Genomic DNA, 19,267 nt, shown 5'->3' on the forward strand with positions numbered 1-19,267 from the left:
ATTCTAAATACAAGACCATTTTTCCATTAAGCCTAATACCCAAATCCATTGTGTAGCTGTTAGCATTAGTTTATTAAAATACTATTGGCTTTCTCGTTAAGGTCATAAACTCATTTATTAAACTTTTACACAAATCGTCATTAGTTTGTGAATTATTCACAATTTTGTCTAGATTATTTTTATTGTGTTCTCTAATGAAATAATAACTTTGAACAGCATGAGCTTCTATTTCTCGTTTTTGTGAAATATATTCTAAATAGTTATTGCCATTAAAAGAAATATATCCTTCAGCAGTGTGAAGTTCTGTGATTGTCCCTCTTTGTAGCCAATGGGTTAATTCATGTACAATTATTGATCTTGCTTTGATGTTTTGTACAGTATTATTGAAGTTGGCAAGTATTGGTTTTAGAGCATGTCCTGTAAGAATAAGTGGATCAATGTAATACATTTCATCAGGAGAATCGCGATTAATTATGCCTGCTATATCGCTATGGATTGTGAAAAGGGCATTCGCCCCTTCTAATTTATCCCAAGCTCTAAGCTGTAATTCTCCATCTTTTTTATATGCAGGTCTAATTTCAATTCCAAGTTTTGGCATTATTTCAAGAGTAGCATCAATTAATCGGTTCATGAAGTAGTCAATTTTTGTTTTATTGTTATAGTTTCTCCGTAAATTACTGCTAACTCATTTATAGGTGAAACAAACTTTCACATTTACACCTAAAATCGCGCAGCTAAGCGAAAGTTTGTTTCGTTTTCTTACTTTTCAAATATATGGTTTTTTCATTGCCAATTTTTACGGATTTCCGTACTTGATATTTTTATATATTAATTCAAAATAATTAATGGTAATGTAACAAAAAAAGCGAGTAAAAATTTTTTACTCGCTTAATCATTTATTATATGTTTTTCTATCCCAAGAAAGCCTTCAACTCCTCATAAGTAGCAATCTTCACGCTAACTTTCTCCTCATTAATAACACTCTCAATTTGAGTTGGAATCGGAAGTTTAATTCCCAAAGCAGGTTCAACTACATCTAAGAATTTAATTGGGTGAGCTGTTTCTAAGAAAATACCAATGGCGTTAGGATATTTTTGAAGCTCTTTTTTCAAACCTAAATAGCCAACAGCACCGTGTGGTTCTGCGATGTAACCGTCGGTTTTGTAAATTTTCTTTAGCGCTTCAAGCGTTTCTTCGTCAGTATAACTATAAGAAGAGAAATCTTTTTCGAAAGCTTTTAAATCATTATTATACAATTCCTGAATTCTAATAAAGTTACTTGGGTTTCCAACGTCCATGGCGTTAGAGATTGTGGCTTTAGAAGGTTTCGGGTCGTATTTTCCGTTTTCTAAGAATCTTGGCACCGTGTCGTTTACGTTTGTAGAAGCAACGAAATGTTCAATTGGCAAACCTAATTTCTTTGCCATAATTCCAGCACAGATGTTTCCGAAGTTGCCACTTGGACAAGAGAAAACTAAAGGTTTGTTTTGGCTTTTCAACGCTTTGTAAGCAAAGAAGAAATAAAACATCTGCGGTAACCAGCGCGCAATATTAATCGAGTTTGCCGAAGTCAGGTTTTTATGCGTTAAAGTTTCATCTAAAAACGCTTTTTTCACCATATCCTGACAATCGTCAAAAACACCGTCAACTTCCAGCGCTTTAATATTCTGCCCTAAAGTCGTCAATTGTTTTTCCTGAATATCGCTCACTTTTCCTGATGGATATAAAATGACAACATCAACGCCGTCAACGCCTAGAAATCCGCTGGCAACGGCTCCGCCTGTATCTCCAGAAGTCGCTACTAAAACCGTGTTTTTAGCATCTTTTTTATCTTTATTGAAATAGCCCAAACAACGTGACATAAAACGAGCTCCAACGTCTTTAAAAGCCATTGTCGGGCCGTGAAATAATTCTAACGAATAGATTCCGTCTTCGACTTTCACAACCGGAAAATCAAAAACTAAAGTTTCGGCAATAATTTCTTTTAGTTTTTCAGCAGGTATTTCATCGCCTACGAATTGTTTAATCGCTTCATACGCAATTTCTTCGTGGCTTAAACTTTCAATTTTATCAAAAAATGATGGATCTAGAGCCGTGATGCTTTCTGGGAAATATAATCCTTTATCACTCGCTAATCCTTGTATAACAGCTTCTTGAAAAGAAACTTTTGGGGCATTGTGGTTTAAACTGTAGTATTTCATTGTATGTTTATTTGAACACGAATTTCACTGATTGTCACTAATTCTTTGCGTTTAAATTATTGCACAAATCAATTAGTGTAAATTCGTGAAATTGGTGTTATATAATTCTTACGCCGTCGGGATTGATTTTCGAAACGTGAATTTCATACGGTAAACTCATTTTTTCGTACACTTCGCTCATGGCTTTTGCGATTTGGTCTGCGGTTTCTTTTCCTCTGCTTAATGCGAAAATTGATGGGCCAGAACCAGAAATTCCAGAACCTAAAGCGCCATTTTCGTAAGCCGTTTGTTTGATTAAATCGAAACCTGGAATTAAAACACTTCGTAAAGGTTCAACGATTTCGTCATGAAGCGATCTCCCAATCAAATCGTAATCTTTGGTGTAAAGACCTGCAACCAATCCGCCCACATTTCCCCATTGCATAATGGCGCTTTTTAGGGAAACATTTTGTTTTAAAACCGAACGTGCATCAGAAGTTTTCAATTCAATCTGCGGGTGAACCACCGTTGCATATAATTCTTCTGGACTGTCAATTCTAATAATATCAAGCGGAGCATAACTTCTTACCAAAGTAAATCCGCCTAAAAGGGCAGGAGCAACGTTGTCGGCATGCGCGTTTCCGCTGGCTAATTTCTCGCCCTGCATCGCAAACTGAACCAAATCTTTACGAGAATAAGGTCTTCCTAATAATTCATTAATTCCGAAAACCGCTCCAGCAGAACTTGCAGCGCTGCTTCCGATTCCGCTTCCGGCTTTTATGTTTTTGTAAATTTCAATTTCGAATCCAAAATCCAGTTCGTCTAGAGTTTCAAGCATGGCCAAAGCTGCAACTCCAGAAACGTTTTTCTCTGTTTCCAAAGGCAAATCAGCACCCACAATTTTTGTGATTCGAACTCCTTTTTGATCTACTTTTCGAACAATCATTTCATCGCCCGCATTGTCTAAGCAAAGTCCGAGTACGTCAAATCCGCATGAGAGGTTTGCAATAGTTGCTGGGCAAAATAGTTTTATTTGTGTCATTTGTTAATAGGTTCAAAGTGGCAAAGGTTCAAAGGAACAAAGGCTTTGCTGCTAATTTTTTATTTTATAGGTTTAATGGTTCAAAGATTCAAAGAGACAAAGGAAAAAACCTTTGAACCTTTGCACCTCTGAGCCTTTGCACCTTTACTAAACATTCCCGATACGGATTACATCCGCAAAAATTCCTGACGCTGTAACTGCAGCTCCGGCTCCGGCTCCTTTGATCAATAAAGGCTGATCTACGTAACGATCGGTGTAGAAAAGTACAATATTATCTTTTCCTTCCAAATTGTAGAAAGGATGATCTTTTGGAATGAACTGCAGACCAACGCTTGCTTTTCCGTTTTCGAATTGTGCTACGTATTTCAATCTTGAATCTTTGGCTAAAGCTTCGTTGTAAATACCTTCAAAATGAGCAGCGTGTTTGATTAACGAAGCAAAAAAATCTTCGTTGTTTGTTGTTGCTAAACATTCTGCTGGCAGAAACGATTCGTTTGCGATGGCGTCAATATCCATTTCGTAACCGCTTTCGCGAATCAGAATCAGGATTTTACGCGCTACGTCGATTCCGCTTAAGTCAATTTTTGGATCTGGTTCTGTGAAACCTTGAACTCCAGCTTCTTTTACCACATCGTGGAAAGAATTGTCTTTATCGAAATTGTTGAAAATGAAGTTCAAACTTCCTGATAAAACGGCCTGAATTTTATGCACTTTATCGCCAGAAGCAATTAAGTTTTTTACAGTGTCTATAATTGGCAGTCCCGCACCAACATTCGTTTCAAACAAAAACGGAGCGTTGTACTGGCGAGATAAGCTTTTTAGTTTTTTATAATTATCATAAGCAGATGAACACGCAATTTTGTTGCAGGTTACAACCGCCATACTTTGTTTTAAGAATTGCTCGTAGGTTTCAGAAACGCTTGCATTTGCTGTAATATCCACAAAAATGCTGTTACGTAAATTTAGTTCTTTCGCACGAGCGATAAAATCTGCTGCGTTTGCAGTTTCCCCGTTATCTAAAGCCGACTGCCATTCTTTTAATGAAATTCCGTCTTCATCAAATAGCATTTTTCTTGAATTTGATAACGCAATTACGCGGACATTAATTTTCAAATTGTCTTTTAAGAATTTCTTCTGGCTGTGAATTTGTTCGATGAATTTTTCACCCACATTTCCAACGCCCATTACAAATAGGTTCAGTTGTTTTGTGTTTTCTTCAAAGAAATTTTCATGCAGTGTATTCAATGCTTTTTTAACGTCTCTTTCGTTAATTACAGTCGAGATATTTCTTTCAGAAGCACCTTGCGCAATCGCACGAATGTTTACGTTATTTTTTCCTAAAGTACTGAACATTCTTCCGCTCAAACCTTGGTGGTTTTTCATGTTTTCGCCCACCAAAGCAATAATGCAAAGGTCTTTTTCTACATAACAAGGATCGATTTTGTTCTGCGAAATTTCAATTTCAAAAGCTCTGTTAATCGCAGCTTCGGCATTATCAGCATCAGAATTTAAAATTCCGATACAAATAGAGTGCTCAGAAGAAGCCTGAGTAATAAAAATAACGTTGATTTTTTCTTGAGACAACACTTCAAACAAACGTCGTGACGAACCCGCAACTCCAATCATTCCAGGACCTTCAAGAGTTAAAAGCGAAATATGATCAATATGGCTGATTCCTTTTACAACGGTGTCTTTTGTTAAAACACGATCTGAAATTAAAGTTCCTTCTGCTTCTGGTTCAAATGTATTTTTGATCAGAATCGGAATGTTTTTTCTTAAAACCGGCTGAATTGTTGGCGGATACAAAACTTTAGCACCAAAATGCGATAATTCCATCGCTTCTTGATACGAAATGTTTGCAATTGGCTGTGCCTGTTTTACAATTTTTGGATTGGCAGTAAACATTCCGTTTACATCAGTCCAGATTTCCAATTGGTCCGCGTCTAATGCTCCAGCGATAATTGCTGCAGTGTAATCAGATCCGCCACGCCCTAAAGTCGAAGTAATTCCGTCTAAAGTCTGCGCAATAAAACCAGGTAAAATATTGATATTTGATTCATTCGCTGCAAAATATTCCTGAATCAATTTGTTTGAAACTTCGAAGTTAACAACTGCTTTTCCGAAATCGGCATTTGTTTTTATTAATTCACGGCTGTCTTTGTAAGCTGCATTTTTATCGATTTGCTGATAAGCCTGCGCTATAATATAAGACGAAAGTAATTCACCAAAACTTAAAATAGTATCGGCAGTTCTTGGAGATAATTCGCCCAATAAAAAACAACCATCTAAAAGTGTTTCTAAGTGATTGATAATTCTTTTTACGTGGCTCAGCAGACTGCTTTGTTCGCTTACCGGAATAAGTTCTTTAAGAGTGTCAAGATGTTTTTTCTCGATTTCGGCAACAATATTTCTAAAATCTTCATCATTTGCAGCAGCTTTTGCGGCAGCCAACTGCAGTAAATCGGTTACTTTGCTAAGGGCAGAAACTACGACAACTAGTCTTTCGTTTTTAGCTTTTTGATTAATAATTTCGAGAACGAGTTTTATATTTTGAGCATTGGCAACCGAAGTTCCGCCAAATTTTAATACTTTCATTTTTGATATTTTTTAATAAGGTGCAAAGATTTTAAGTAACAAAGGTTCAAAGATTATAATTGTGAACTGAAACTGAAAACTGCGACTTTTTTTTTCTTTTGTAAATGTTTTTTATGTATCCAATAACTCTCTTCTTTCAAGAAAAAAGTATAGGTAACCTAGGATTATATGTAAAAATGCATACCCCTAAGGGGTAGTAGTTGTTGTAGTAGAAATAATGGTAGCAGCAATTGCAACTCGAGTTGGAGTTGTCATTGTAGATTGATATTTTACGCTGTTACTTTTCATTTTTGATTTTTCAAAAGTACAGTTTTTTAGGGCTATTAAAAACTCTTAAAGCCTTTTTGCGAATATTTTAATAATTCAAATCTCAATAATTCAATATTGAGTATTTGTTAAAATTAAATGTGCTAAATTGAGGTTTTGACATATTTCAAGAGGCAATTTTCTACAATAATGTCTTTACAATGAATTGATTTTTAATGAAAAGATGATTAAAAAGCATTGAAAAGCTTGGTTTTTAAAATTGAATAAAAGTTAAAAGCATCTAATCGCATTTGTTGAAATTTTAATTATTGTGATAAAATGTTGCTTTTTAATATTGATTTGTTGAATTTTGACATCTTAAATTGAAAAACGTCATGAGAGAAATCCATTATATAAGTACTGAAACTATAACTTTAGAAACCTTACAAGAAATTTTATCTTATAATAAAACACTTGAATTATCTGAAGAAGCAAAAGTAAACGTTCAAAAATGTCGTGATTATCTTGATAAGAAAATGGCATCACATTCTGAGCCGATTTACGGAATCAATACAGGTTTTGGATCACTTTGTAATGTAAAGATTTCTAATGAAAACTTATCTAAGCTTCAGGAAAACTTAGTAAAATCTCATGCGTGCGGAACAGGAGAAGAAGTGCCGTCTGAAATTGTGAAGATGATGCTTTTGCTAAAAATCCAATCTTTAAGTTATGGACATTCTGGTGTTCAATTGAAAACTTTGGAGCGTTTAGTAGATTTCTACAACAATGATGTTTTACCTATAATTTATACTCAAGGTTCGCTGGGAGCTTCCGGAGATTTAGCACCTTTAGCACATTTATCTTTACCTTTAATAGGAGAAGGAATTGTACTTTTTGAAGGGAAAAAAACAGCTTCAGCAGAAGTTTTGAAACATTTTAATTGGGAACCAATTGTTCTGCAGTCCAAAGAAGGTTTGGCTTTGCTAAACGGAACTCAGTTTATGAGTGCATACGGAGCTCATATTTTAATTAAAGCTTACAAATATTCGTATCTGGCAGATTTAATCGGAACTATTTCTTTGGAAGGTTTTGATGGTAGAATTGAGCCATTCAACGAATTGATACATTATATACGTCCTCATAAAGGACAAATTGTAACCGCACAGCGTATTAATGAGTTTTTGGAAGGAAGTGAAATTATCGCTCAGGAAAAGAAACACGTTCAGGATCCGTATTCTTTCCGTTGTATGCCTCAGGTTCACGGCGCTTCGAAAGATGCGATTGATTATGTGAGAAAGGTTTTCAAGACCGAAATTAACTCGGTTACAGACAATCCTAATATATTTATAGAAGCCGATCAGATTATTTCTGGAGGAAATTTCCACGGTCAGCCTTTAGCTTTAGCTCTTGATTTTATGGCAATTGCTTTGGCAGAATTAGGAAGTATTTCTGAAAGAAGAACGTACCAATTAATTTCTGGACAGCGTAATCTTCCTGCATTTTTGGTAGATAATCCAGGATTAAATTCAGGTTTCATGATTCCGCAATATACTGCTGCAAGTATTGCAAGTCAAAACAAGCAATTGGCAACTCCATCAAGCGTTGACAGCATTGTTTCGAGCAACGGACAGGAAGATCATGTGAGCATGGGAGCCAACGGAGCAACAAAAGCCTTACGTGTTTTAGATAATTTAGAGCGTATTTTGGCAATCGAATTATTGAATGCTTCGCAGGCAATTGCGTATAGAGAGCCTCTAAAATCAAGTGATTTTATCGAAATGTTTTTGAATAGCTATAGAGAAGTTGTGCCTTTGGTCAAAGAAGATAGAATCTTACATAATGACATAGAAAACACGGTTTTATTCTTGGAGAGTTTCCAAATAGAAAACGATTTGTTAACAATGGCTTAACATTGCAAAATATTATTGAAGTAATTTTGCACTATCAAAAATAAAACAATGTCAATAAACAGTATTTTCCAATTTTTAGTGCCGAAAGACAAAAAATTCTTTCCACTTTTTGAAGAGGCTTCAAGCAATTTAATTGAATTAGCTTCTAACTTACACGAAGCTGTAAATTTACCATTAAAAGAAAGAGAAGTTCTTTTTCAAAAAATTGACGAACTAGAGCAAAGAGGTGAAGACATTACTCGTCAAACCAATTTGGAATTGAGTAGAAACTTTATTACACCATTTGATAGAGAAGATATTCACACCTTAATTACTTCTATTGACAACGTTGCAGATTACCTACACGGTGCTGCAAGCCGTATGAGACTGTATCAAGTTGATAAGATTACAAAATCTATCAGAAAGATGACAGAAATTAATCTTGAAGCTTGTCAAAACATTGACAGCGCGGTAAAAGAATTGAGAAATTTACAGAATTTCAAAGTCATTAAAGATGCTTGTACTAGAATCAACAAACTAGAAAACAAGTCTGATAACGTTTATAACAAAGCAGTTTTTGAAATTTTTGAAAACGAAACAGACGCTAAAAATATTATTAAATATAAAGAGGTGTTATCTGTTTTAGAATCAGCAACAGACAAATGTAAGAGTGTTGCAAACATACTAGAATCTATTTCTGTAAAACATTCTTAATTCAATTTTTCATTCTGAAGTTATAACTTTATGACGCTACTTATATTAATTATAGTATTAGCTTTAATTTTTGATTACATCAATGGTTTTCATGATGCAGCAAATGCTATAGCGACTGTTGTTGCTACAAAGGTCCTGACGCCTTTTCAGGCCGTTCTTTGGGCAGCATTTTTTAACTTTCTAGCTTATTGGGTTTTCGGATTTGGTGTTGCAGATACTGTTGCTAAAACAGCGCACACAATGGAAATTAACCTGGTTGTAATTCTAGCCGGTGTAATTGCAGCAATTTGCTGGAATTTATTGACTTGGTGGCTTGGAATTCCTTCAAGTTCTTCTCATACATTAATTGGAGGTTTTGCTGGAGCAGCTGTAGCACATGCTATTGCAGTTCATGGTTTCTCAGGTTATATTGGAGAAGATGGAACAACACATTATTGGTATGAAATTGTAAGCTGGTACAAAGCTGGAAAAGACGGAGCAATGCCTTCGGGTGTTCTTATTATTATTGCCTTTATTGTTCTTGCACCATTATTAGGAGCATTAGCTTCATATTTAATTTCGATTTGGTTGTTAAATGCTTCTCGTAAAAGTATTGGTCCTAAAATTTTCACTGTACTTTTAATGATTGCTACTATTTGGTTTGTTTACAGTCAAATGGTGCCATATTCTGAAATAGAAAAACCAAGATTTGATTCTCATTTTTGGAGTGTAGCTTTTGAAGCTCATAACATTAAATGGTTTTTGGTTGCTTTTATCATCCTAACTGTTAGTGCTTTTTGTTTAATATTTAGCAGCTTAAATCTACATCAAGCAGATGCAGCTTTGAAAAAAATGCAATTATTATCTTCTGCTGCATTTAGTTTAGGACACGGAGGAAATGATTCTCAAAAAGTAATGGGTATTATCGCTGCTGCGGTTGCGGTATATATCAATACAAATCCAGGAGTGCATATGGACGCTTGGTTAGATGTTGTGCTTCCAAACGATGATGCTGGTATTAAAGGTGTAATGCCAAGCTGGATTCCATTAGCATGTTATTCTGCAATTGCAGCGGGAACTTTGAGTGGTGGATGGAAAATTGTGAAAACAATGGGTTCTAAAATCACAAAAGTAAGTTCATTTGAAGGAGTTGCTGCTGAAACTGCTGGTGCTTTAACGCTTTATTTTACAGAGCATTTAAAAATTCCAGTAAGTACAACGCATACCATTACAGGATCTATTATTGGTGTTGGATTAACAAAACGTGTATCTGCAGTTCGCTGGGGAGTTACCGTAAGTTTAATATGGGCTTGGATATTGACGATTCCAATTTCAGCTATTTTGGCAGGGTTGGTTTATTTTATACTAAGCGTGTTTATTTAATAAAATGTTTTTTGTAAAATGTGAGATGTAAATCATATTTGAACAATATATACGAAAGCTAGTTCTTTATTGAACTAGCTTTTTTTATTTAAAAAATATTATTTTTGTAAAATAAAACTTACTTTAATGTTGTTGTAAAATGAAAGCGCTTAAACTCATAATAATTGTAGCCGTTATATCTTTGTTTTCCTTTTGGCTTTTTTCAATCGCAAAATGTGAATATTTGACTTGGCAACATGAAAAAGAATTTCTACTACCAAAAGAAGTAGGCTCAATGATAAATGGAAAAGCTTCAAAAAAAGTTTTGACATATTCACATTCCCAAGCCTGCGTCTATTATGTGAGTTCAGGAAATACTTGTGGCGATATCATTACTTATGTGTTAATAGATGGTAAATGGATTTTCTCGGGTTGGAAAACGTCTTGGTCCAAAACAGGAAGTGCCGATGATTTTGTCTGGCCTTATTTTAGATAAAATGTTGATTTTTTATATAGAGAAACCGATTTCAATTTGAAATCGTTTTTTTTTGTCAAAAGGAATGCTGAAAAATGTCTTAAATTGAAATTTTAAAAACTTTTAGAGGCTGTTAGTGCAATTGAATAAAAGGATCTTCGCAAAATTATTTAGTAGTGATTTTTCGTAATAACAGTTAAAAAAGATAAAATGGAAAAGATTTTTGATAAACCAATAATCCTTAATGGTCTAGATGGAAATGTGGTTTTAATTTATGGAGAATATATAATTGGAAATATTACTAAAGAAAATGCTGATTTAAACATTGAAAGAATAGATAAAGAGGTGTTTAAACCTTCTGAATTTGAATCAATTATAAATGTGAAAGATGTAGTAGAATACGAATTTGAAGTAGGAAATGATTCTCATATTATGTTTGGTGTATCAAAGGAAGGAAGTACATCTTATGAAACCATCGATTTTCAAAATGTTGATATAGCTAAAGAAGCCGAAAAATCGATTAAAGAACAATTCAAAGCATTAGGTTTTAAAAGAGAAGAAAAACAACTTACCGCAATGCAGGCTGCCGTTTCACCTGGATTAGTAACTTTATTTGTAGCAGTGGTAGGAGGTTTGTTTACCTGGCTTGCTTATGGTGTTCAAGATTATGAATCAAAACGAACAAGAATTGTGAAATGGTATGTTTATCTGTTTGAAAAAATAGCAAAAGCAGTCGGATATTATCCATTTTTGATTATAACAATTGTTTTAACTATAATTTGTTTGTTTTGGATGGTAAAGAGAATGGCGAATCCACCTTATCAAATCAAAGCAAAAAAATAGTTTCAGAATATTTAATTATATAAAACTCGAATTAATAAAAGTGCTTATTAGTTTGAGTTTTTTTGTTAGATAAAAATTGAAGATAGAAATGAAAAAAGATTTTTTTTAAAAATAATTGCAAGTCTTTCCTATTCTAAAAAAATATAGCAAAATCATATTTAAATAATCAAAATGAAAAAAATAACAATTTTTTTTGCAGTAATTATCTTGCTGCTGGCTCTAGTTTTTGTTGCAAATATTATGATAAAAAAGAATTTTTTTGCCCAACAAGAATCTATTAAAAGAGACACAATTTTTAAACGTGATCCTATAAAAGAAAAATGCGATACTACTTATGCTTTTCAAAACGGAGTTGCAAGAATCAGGCTTAAAGGAAAATATGGGCTAATTAATAAAGCCGGTAAGCAAATTACTACTATAAAATATGATAATATAAGTCGTTTTGATCATGGTGTGGCTTGCGTAAGAATCAACGGAAAGTGGGGGATTATAAATAACAAAGGAAAAGAACTTACGCCATTAAAGTATGATTTTATGGAGGAGACAAATAATCTACGTGTTTTATGTTTATATGTAAAAGATAAGATGATGTTACTTGATGAAGATTATAACCCCATTGAATACAATCCCTCAGGATATTTTAGTGATCTTAATTCATATTTTGATGAATCAGGCATTGCAAAAGTCTGCTTAAACGGAAAGTGGGGATTTATTGACAAAACCGGCAAGGAAATAACTAAAATAAAATACGATTATGTTTTCTTTTTTAGTGAAGGAATGGCAAGGGTTCTATTAAATGGTAAATGGGGGTTTATTAATGAATCTGGTGAGGAAGTTATTCCAGTTATTTATCTTGATTATGGAGAATTAAAAGGAATATGTGAAATTGGCGAAGAAATCGAAAATAATCGCACTGTTTATTTAGATAAAGAAGGAAAAGCTATAGATTATTCTATTGCAGAATATTATAACGAATATCCTAAATTTAATCAGGGTTTAGTGCGTGTGCGTTATGAAAGTATATACGATTTTTCTAGTGCTGAACCGCCGGCATATATTTTTTTAGATAAAAAAGGAAAAGTAGTAAATGAAATAAAATCTAAAGATCACGAACGCTACGAGGAATTTTTCTATTACCATGGTAAAACAAAAGAAGAACTTAGTCTAAATGAATAATAGCAGAAAAACATTAAAAGGGCTTTATTGCTGCAGAAAATTATAAATAAAATTGTTAAGGAAATTACAACAATAAAATATGATGGTGCAGTAGATTTTAATAACGGTACCGCAGTGGTAAAAATGTTGATTAAGTAAAAATGATGAAAAAAATAATAACAATTATTCTCCTGGCAGGCACTACAATTTTTTACGCACAAGAGAAAGACACAATTGAGCAATATAAATACGGTTTTATTGATATAAAAACTGGAAAAGAGATTACTCCATTAAAATATGATGAAGTTGATAGTTTTGAAGATGGAGCAGGCGTAGTTAAACTTGACGGTAAATACGGATTTATTAATAGGGAAGGAAAAGAAATTACTGCCGTTAAATATGATCAGGTAACTTATTCTGTTGATAGATTAGTAAAAGTGAGGCTTCAGCAAAAATGGGGAATCATTGACAGGGAAGGAAAAGAAATTATCCCAGTTAAATATGACAAAGTAGCTTCTTGTATTGATGGGTTAATAAAAGTGAAGCTTCATAAAAAATATGGAATTATTAATAGGGAAGGAGAAGAAATTGTCCCAATTAAATATGACAGTATTCGTATTTATAAGGATGTAATTGTAGTAGGAGATAACAACAAATACGGAGTTTTTGATTTAAATGGTGTTAAAATTAGCCGTATAGTCTATGATCAAATTCAGTCAATTGGTCGTATTAGTGATAGTTTATCACTATATGAAGTAAGGCTTAAAGATAAATTTGGATTAGTAAATGATAAATTTGGAAAAATAACTGATATAAAATATGATGAGATCTTTAATATGTCAGGAATAATAAAAATTAAAGTTAATGATAAATATGGTTTTCTTAATCTGAAAGGTGAGGAAATCACAGACATAAAATATAAGGAAATTGGTAATCGGGTTAATATTGGAAAAATTTCAATTACTCCAGCTATGTTGGATAATAAATGGAGTTTTTTTAATGATGAAGGAAAAGAAGCTTTTACAGTTCAATATGATGCTTATGAAGATTTAGGGATTTTTTCTGATTCTTATAAAATGATGAAGGTAAGTAACGATGTAAAATGGGGATGTGTTAATGAAAACCTGATAGAAGTAATACCACCAAAATATGATGAAGTTGATTTTCATCAATTAAAGGAGGGTATTAATATTATTAAAGTAAGATTAAATAATAAATGGGGAGTTTTAGATACGATGGGTAATGAACTTGTAGCAGCTGAATGTGATGAGGTGAAAGTAAAATATGATGGCTTTATTTACTTTAAAATAAATGGAAAATGGGGCGCTAATTCTGAAACAGGCAAAGAAATCTTAACAGCCAAGTATCAGGAAATAAAAGCTCTGGGTTATAATGATTTGTTCACTGTAAAAATAAATGATAAATGGGGGGTTAGTAAAGGAACAGATCGAATAGTTATTCCAGCGCTGTATGATGAAGAATTGTTTTACTCAGATTCAACAATTAGAGGAATCGTAAATGGGGAAACAATACTTTTCAATAAAAAGGGCAAGTTGATTTCTAAAACACAAAAAGAAGGAAATAATGATCTTTTAGTGCATTATTGTAAAGTTAACTATCCAAGTGAAAGTAAAGAAAAAAGAGAAGTATTTACTTCTGATTTCATCAAAGTTAAAAAAAATGATAATTGGATTTTTGTAGATAACTACGGACAGGAAATGATCATACCGATAAAAAAGAATGACAGTTATTATTATCGACAGGGTATTGCAACTGTAAAAGTAAAAATTAATTAGAAAATATTTCCAAATTAGATTTGTTGGAAATTGAATTATTTTTGATGAATATATATATAGACAGATAAAGAAATAACATTATTAAATAGAAGACAGTAAAATTGAAGAAACGAAAATATCATAAATTCCTACTTCCTCAAATTCTTATGATTATGCTTACGCTTAAAGTGCGTTTGCTTAAGCTCTTTTTTGTCGCCAGAAATAACACTAATAGTTCCGTCAATTTCAAGCATGGCTAATTTTATATCTGTTAGATGTTCTAAACCGTGTTCGCGGGCGGCTTCTTTTAATTCTTCATGCGAAATATCTAATCTGCTGAGGGTTTTGAAATCTAATATTCCGTCGTGAATTAGGACTTCAGGTTTATCCATTAAAAAATCGTTCAGGCCTTTATATCTGTGAGTCAGTTTTTTGATGATGAAATTAATGATAAATAAAGCGAGAGCTGCTACCAAGCCTCCCCACAGACTTGTATCTGGACCAACCATTGCATTTTGAACGGAGTTACTAATCAATAAAATCAAGATTATGTCTGCAGTATTTAATTGCGAAAGTTCTTTTTTACCAAAAATTCGCAAGGCAATAGTCATGAAAAAATATACAGCAACGCTTCTTGTAATAATATCTAAATATTGAGAATACATGTTTTTATTTTAAAGTTAAATAAAAAAGCTTTGCCAGAGTTCTAAACTTTGGCAAAGCTGCTAAAATATTTATAGAGTATTAAGTTGAAATGAACTTAATTATAATTTGAAATTCTTTTCAATAGCTTTAATCATTTCGCCTGCAACATCTTTATTAGTTGCACCTTCGATTCCTTCAAGACCTGGAGAAGAGTTTACTTCAAGCAATAGCGGACCTTTAGAAGAACGAATAATATCAACTCCAGCTACTTTTAAATCCATTGCTTTTGCTGCTTTTATAGCGATTTTTTTCTCTTCGGCAGTTACTTTAATTACAGAAGCAGTTCCGCCAAGGTGAATATTGGCTCTGAATTCTCCCGGCATAGCTTCACGCTGGATAGCTGCAACTACTTTTCCGTCAATTACAAAACATCGAATATCTTTTCCGTTGGCTTCTTTAATAAATTCTTGAACTAAGATATTAGCATTTAAACTTTTAAAAGCGTTGATAACACTTTCTGCAGCTTTTTTCGTTTCGGCCAAAACAACACCTTTTCCCTGTGTTCCTTCTAATAATTTTACAATTAAAGGAGAGCCTCCAACCATCTTAATTAAATTGTCGGTATCTAAAGGTGAATTGGCAAATCCAGTTGTTGGAATATCAATACCACTGTTTAAAAGCAATTGCAATGAATATAATTTATCACGAGACTGCGTTATCGCTGTAGCTGAATTTAAAACAAAAACCTTCAAAGCTTCAAACTGACGTGTTAAAGCACAACCGTAAAAAGTGATACTTGGTCGAATACGCGGAATAATAGCATCAAACTGATTTAAGATTTTTCCTCCTCTATAATGAATCTCTGGAGTTTTGGCATCGAGTTTCATGTAGCATTCTTTAATGTTCAAGAAATGCATTTCGTGACCACGCATTTCACCTGCTTCCATAATTCTTTTATTGCTGTATAATTCAGGATTACTGGCTAGAAGACCAATTCGTAAACCAGAACTAGCTTTTTCAGAATTTTGGTATAATTCTTTTAAAGATTCTGCTGTAGGCTGCCCTAGAAGATATTTTTGTTCTGGATCAACCAAAACCCTTCCACTCATGGCTTCGCGTCCCAAAAGCATTCTAAATCCCATAGAATCTCGATTGGTCAAAGTCATTTCGATTGGCCATTTGGCATCACCAATTTTTAGGCTGGTTTGAATAACATAACGATGTTCTCTAAAACCGCTTGAACTTTTAACAATTCGTTTATCTACTAAAGGTGCTTCGCAATGGATAATCGTTTTAATATTATTCTGAATTGGATTAATATCAAATTTTACCCAATTGGCATCATTTTTTATAAAAGGAGCTATGTTTAAAGCGTGCATTGCAGAAGTTTTAGCACCAGAATCAACGCGAGCCTTGATTGTCGGGATTCCAAGTTCTGGAAATGAGCACCATTCTTCGCTGCCTAAAATGACTTTGTTTTGAAGCATATTTTGTTTTTTTGTTATAGAATTTAAATTCAAAAATAGCTATTTGCTTTTACTAAAGATACTAAATTATCCAAAAAAAATACCCGTTATGTTATGAAAACGTAACGGGTAGATTATTTTTGTTATAAATTTAAACTAATTTATTGATTAGTCGGCTCTTCGGCTTTATGGATTTCTACTGAAAGTTCTTGCGAATCATCTTTTAGATCCATCATGATTTCGTCACCTGAATGTATTTTCGAAGTGATGATTTCTTCGGCTAACAAATCTTCAACATATTTCTGAATTGCTCTTTTTAGCGGTCTAGCTCCAAACTGCTTGTCAAAACCTTTTTCAGCAATAAACGCTTTGGCTTTGTCTGTTAAGCTTAATTTGTAACCAAGTTCAGCAATACGAGAATACAGTTTTTTCAATTCGATTTCAATAATCAAATCAATATCAGCTTTTTCTAAACTGTTGAATACAATTACGTCATCAATTCTGTTTAAGAATTCAGGAGCAAAAGTTTTCTTCAATGCATTTTCGATAATGCTTTTTGAATTTTCATCGGCTTGAGCCACTTTTGCAGCGGTTCCGAATCCAACACCTTGTCCGAAATCTTTCAATTGGCGCGCTCCAACGTTAGATGTCATGATAATAATAGTGTTTTTAAAGTCAATTTTACGACCTAAACTATCTGTTAAATATCCGTCATCTAAAACTTGAAGCATCATATTAAACACATCTGGATGCGCTTTTTCGATCTCATCTAAAAGTACTACGCAATATGGTTTTCTACGAACTTTTTCTGTCAATTGACCGCCTTCTTCGTAACCCACGTATCCTGGAGGCGCTCCAACTAAACGAGAGATCGCAAATTTCTCCATGTATTCACTCATGTCAATACGAACTAAAGCATCTTCAGAATCAAATAATTCTTTTGCTAATACTTTGGCTAACTGTGTTTTACCAACACCAGTCTGACCTAAGAAGATGAATGAACCAATTGGTTTATTAGGATCTTTAAGTCCAGCTCTGTTACGTTGAATAGAACGTGCAATTTTAAGAACAGCCTCATTTTGACCAATTACTTTATTTTGAATTAATTCAGGTAATTGAGCTAATTTATTGCTTTCTGTCTGTGCAATTCTATTAACAGGAATTCCAGTCATCATCGAAACAACATCGGCTACATTATCTTCTGTAACTTCAATTCTGTTGTTTTTAGAATCTTCTTCCCATTGTTCTTGTGCAGTGGCAAGGTCTTTTTCTATACGTTTTTCATCATCGCGAAGTTTAGCAGCTTCTTCATATTTTTGTTTTTTAACAACCATATTCTTAAGCTCGCGAACTTCTTCTAACTGACGCTCTAAATCCAAAATTTGTTTCGGAACGTCGATATTCGTAATGTGCACACGTGATCCAGCCTCATCCATAGCATCGATCGCTTTGTCTGGTAAGAAACGCTCAGACATATATCTGTTTGTCAGCTTCACACAAGCTTCAATTGCTTCTTGAGTATAGGTAACGTTGTGGTGATCTTCATATTTATCTTTTACGTTATTCAAAATTGCAATTGTTTCTTCAACAGAAGTTGGTTCAACGATTACTTTTTGGAAACGTCTTTCTAAAGCACCATCTTTTTCAATATATTGTCTGTACTCATCAAGAGTAGTAGCACCAATACATTGAATTTCTCCTCTTGCTAAAGCAGGTTTGAACATGTTTGAAGCATCAAGCGAACCTGTTGCTCCTCCAGCACCTACAATAGTATGGATTTCATCAATAAAAAGAATAATATCATCGTTTTTCTCAAGCTCGTTCATTACGGCTTTCATTCTTTCTTCAAACTGTCCTCTATATTTTGTTCCAGCAACTAAACTTGCTAAATCAAGAGTTACAACACGTTTGTGGAAAAGAATACGTGATACTTTCTTTTGAATAATACGTAAAGCCAGTCCTTCTGCGATAGCAGATTTACCAACCCCAGGTTCTCCAATAAGAAGCGGATTGTTTTTCTTTCTACGGCTTAGAATTTGCGAAACACGCTCAATTTCTTTTTCGCGTCCTACAACTGGGTCTAATTTCCCTTCTTCGGCCATTTCTGTTAAATCTCTCCCAAAATTATCTAAAACCGGAGTCTTAGATTTTTTGTTTGACTTATTGGCGGGATTATTAAAACTACTTTCTTTAAGACTGTCATCTTGTCCTGAATCGTCATTATACGATTCGTTTCTTGGCAAGTTTTCTAAGAATTCTTCTTCGTTTGGAGTCATATTTAAATACTGTTCTTTAGCTACGTCATAATCTATTTTAAGTTTATTCAATAGCTTGGTTGTTGGATCGTTTTCGTTTCTCAAGATACATAACAGCAGGTGGGCCGTGCTAATTGATGAACTTTGAAATACTTTTGCTTCTAGAAAAGTGGTCTTCAGGGCTCTTTCTGCCTGTCGGGTAAGATGAAGGTTTTTCTTTTCTGCATTTACTTCAACGCTCAGGTTGGCAGGGCTTAGTATTTCTACTTTTCTGCGTAAATGATCTAAATCGACTGCTAGGTTATTAAGTATATGAATAGCTTTTCCGTTACCATCTCTTAAAATGCCCAGCATTAGATGTTCTGTACCAATAAAGTCGTGGCCTAAACGTAAAGCCTCTTCTTTGCTGTATGTAATAACATCTTTTACTCTTGGTGAAAAATTATCATCCATAATATATAATTGGTATTGTAAATTTAGTGAATTACAGTTTCAAAAACAAAAACCGTACCCTTCAAGATCTCCTGACAGCTAATAGACGAAAAAAAAGAGAATAAAAGCGTTAAAAAACGCTTAATTTATTAACTAAAAGGCAAAATAAAGTTGTTAATAAATCATTGAAATAAGTGTAAGGAAATAGCTGAAA

At 33.5% G+C, this 19,267-nt stretch carries 14 protein-coding genes; 7 read left to right on the forward strand and 7 right to left on the reverse strand.

Annotated features, from left to right (window positions below; all coding sequences use genetic code 11):
- Window positions 1–73: 73 nt before the first annotated feature.
- The 4 genes from QE431_RS07240 to thrA all read right to left on the reverse strand — a co-directional run bounded on the left by QE431_RS07240 (window position 74) and on the right by thrA (window position 5,817).
- Window positions 74–631, reverse strand: coding sequence for a hypothetical protein (locus tag QE431_RS07240; protein WP_307294287.1), 558 nt, complete (start codon window positions 629–631; stop codon window positions 74–76).
- Between the two features lie 280 nt (window positions 632–911).
- Window positions 912–2,201 (reverse strand): threonine synthase, encoded by a 1,290-nt coding sequence (gene thrC, locus QE431_RS07245; protein ID WP_307294289.1) that lies wholly within the window; start codon window positions 2,199–2,201, stop codon window positions 912–914.
- A gap of 97 nt (window positions 2,202–2,298) precedes the next feature.
- Window positions 2,299–3,222 (reverse strand): homoserine kinase, encoded by a 924-nt coding sequence (locus QE431_RS07250; protein ID WP_057118587.1) that lies wholly within the window; start codon window positions 3,220–3,222, stop codon window positions 2,299–2,301.
- Window positions 3,223–3,369: 147 nt separating this feature from the next.
- Window positions 3,370–5,817, reverse strand: a complete 2,448-nt coding sequence (gene thrA, locus QE431_RS07255) for a bifunctional aspartate kinase/homoserine dehydrogenase I (RefSeq protein WP_307294295.1) — start codon at window positions 5,815–5,817, stop codon at window positions 3,370–3,372.
- Between the two features lie 641 nt (window positions 5,818–6,458).
- Here thrA and hutH point away from each other — a divergent pair.
- The 7 genes from hutH (at window position 6,459) to QE431_RS07290 (ending at window position 14,276) form a co-directional block, all read left to right on the forward strand.
- On the forward strand, window positions 6,459–7,973 hold the full coding sequence (hutH, locus tag QE431_RS07260; protein ID WP_307294299.1) for a histidine ammonia-lyase: 1,515 nt from the start codon (window positions 6,459–6,461) through the stop codon (window positions 7,971–7,973).
- A gap of 48 nt (window positions 7,974–8,021) precedes the next feature.
- Window positions 8,022–8,666 (forward strand): DUF47 domain-containing protein, encoded by a 645-nt coding sequence (locus QE431_RS07265; protein ID WP_057118584.1) that lies wholly within the window; start codon window positions 8,022–8,024, stop codon window positions 8,664–8,666.
- Between the two features lie 30 nt (window positions 8,667–8,696).
- A complete protein-coding gene (locus tag QE431_RS07270) occupies window positions 8,697–10,028 on the forward strand; it encodes an inorganic phosphate transporter (protein WP_281865067.1) in 1,332 nt (443 codons plus the stop codon).
- A gap of 274 nt (window positions 10,029–10,302) precedes the next feature.
- On the forward strand, window positions 10,303–10,503 hold the full coding sequence (locus tag QE431_RS07275) for a hypothetical protein (protein ID WP_307294305.1): 201 nt from the start codon (window positions 10,303–10,305) through the stop codon (window positions 10,501–10,503).
- A 189-nt stretch (window positions 10,504–10,692) separates the two neighbouring features.
- Window positions 10,693–11,325, forward strand: coding sequence for a hypothetical protein (locus QE431_RS07280; RefSeq protein WP_307294306.1), 633 nt, complete (start codon window positions 10,693–10,695; stop codon window positions 11,323–11,325).
- 171 nt (window positions 11,326–11,496) lie between these two features.
- On the forward strand, window positions 11,497–12,501 hold the full coding sequence (locus QE431_RS07285) for a WG repeat-containing protein (RefSeq protein WP_307294308.1): 1,005 nt from the start codon (window positions 11,497–11,499) through the stop codon (window positions 12,499–12,501).
- Window positions 12,502–12,644: 143 nt separating this feature from the next.
- On the forward strand, window positions 12,645–14,276 hold the full coding sequence (locus tag QE431_RS07290; RefSeq protein WP_307294310.1) for a WG repeat-containing protein: 1,632 nt from the start codon (window positions 12,645–12,647) through the stop codon (window positions 14,274–14,276).
- A gap of 128 nt (window positions 14,277–14,404) precedes the next feature.
- Here the strand turns inward: QE431_RS07290 and QE431_RS07295 are convergent, their stop codons facing one another.
- The 3 genes from QE431_RS07295 to QE431_RS07305 all read right to left on the reverse strand — a co-directional run bounded on the left by QE431_RS07295 (window position 14,405) and on the right by QE431_RS07305 (window position 19,074).
- Window positions 14,405–14,920 carry a DUF421 domain-containing protein gene (locus QE431_RS07295; RefSeq protein WP_134141061.1) on the reverse strand — a complete coding sequence of 172 codons (516 nt, stop codon included), beginning with the start codon at window positions 14,918–14,920 and terminating at the stop codon, window positions 14,405–14,407.
- A gap of 99 nt (window positions 14,921–15,019) precedes the next feature.
- The gene (gene rimK / locus QE431_RS07300) at window positions 15,020–16,387 is read right to left on the reverse strand and encodes a 30S ribosomal protein S6--L-glutamate ligase (RefSeq protein ID WP_057118577.1); all 1,368 of its coding nucleotides are present in this window, start codon (window positions 16,385–16,387) and stop codon (window positions 15,020–15,022) included.
- 140 nt (window positions 16,388–16,527) lie between these two features.
- Window positions 16,528–19,074: an ATP-dependent Clp protease ATP-binding subunit gene (locus tag QE431_RS07305; RefSeq protein WP_057118576.1), complete on the reverse strand. Its 2,547-nt coding sequence runs from the start codon at window positions 19,072–19,074 to the stop codon at window positions 16,528–16,530.
- Between the last annotated feature and the right edge of the window lie 193 nt (window positions 19,075–19,267).

The organism is Flavobacterium sp. SORGH_AS_0622 (genome assembly GCF_030818825.1).
GTDB lineage: Bacteria > Bacteroidota > Bacteroidia > Flavobacteriales > Flavobacteriaceae > Flavobacterium.

What these genes read in the sequence shown, in the direction of transcription:
- thrA (WP_307294295.1), bottom strand. Translation starts at nt 5,817, where the DNA reads ATGAAAGTATTAAAATTTGGCGGAACTTCGGTTGCCAATGCTCAAAAT.
- hutH (WP_307294299.1), top strand. Translation starts at nt 6,459, where the DNA reads ATGAGAGAAATCCATTATATAAGTACTGAAACTATAACTTTAGAAACC.
- rimK (WP_057118577.1), bottom strand. Translation starts at nt 16,387, where the DNA reads ATGCTTCAAAACAAAGTCATTTTAGGCAGCGAAGAATGGTGCTCATTT.
- QE431_RS07275 (WP_307294305.1), top strand. Translation starts at nt 10,303, where the DNA reads ATGATAAATGGAAAAGCTTCAAAAAAAGTTTTGACATATTCACATTCC.
- QE431_RS07285 (WP_307294308.1), top strand. Translation starts at nt 11,497, where the DNA reads ATGAAAAAAATAACAATTTTTTTTGCAGTAATTATCTTGCTGCTGGCT.
- QE431_RS07295 (WP_134141061.1), bottom strand. Translation starts at nt 14,920, where the DNA reads ATGTATTCTCAATATTTAGATATTATTACAAGAAGCGTTGCTGTATAT.
- QE431_RS07270 (WP_281865067.1), top strand. Translation starts at nt 8,697, where the DNA reads ATGACGCTACTTATATTAATTATAGTATTAGCTTTAATTTTTGATTAC.
- QE431_RS07240 (WP_307294287.1), bottom strand. Translation starts at nt 631, where the DNA reads ATGAACCGATTAATTGATGCTACTCTTGAAATAATGCCAAAACTTGGA.
- QE431_RS07290 (WP_307294310.1), top strand. Translation starts at nt 12,645, where the DNA reads ATGAAAAAAATAATAACAATTATTCTCCTGGCAGGCACTACAATTTTT.
- thrC (WP_307294289.1), bottom strand. Translation starts at nt 2,201, where the DNA reads ATGAAATACTACAGTTTAAACCACAATGCCCCAAAAGTTTCTTTTCAA.
- QE431_RS07305 (WP_057118576.1), bottom strand. Translation starts at nt 19,074, where the DNA reads ATGGATGATAATTTTTCACCAAGAGTAAAAGATGTTATTACATACAGC.
- QE431_RS07280 (WP_307294306.1), top strand. Translation starts at nt 10,693, where the DNA reads ATGGAAAAGATTTTTGATAAACCAATAATCCTTAATGGTCTAGATGGA.
- QE431_RS07250 (WP_057118587.1), bottom strand. Translation starts at nt 3,222, where the DNA reads ATGACACAAATAAAACTATTTTGCCCAGCAACTATTGCAAACCTCTCA.
- QE431_RS07265 (WP_057118584.1), top strand. Translation starts at nt 8,022, where the DNA reads ATGTCAATAAACAGTATTTTCCAATTTTTAGTGCCGAAAGACAAAAAA.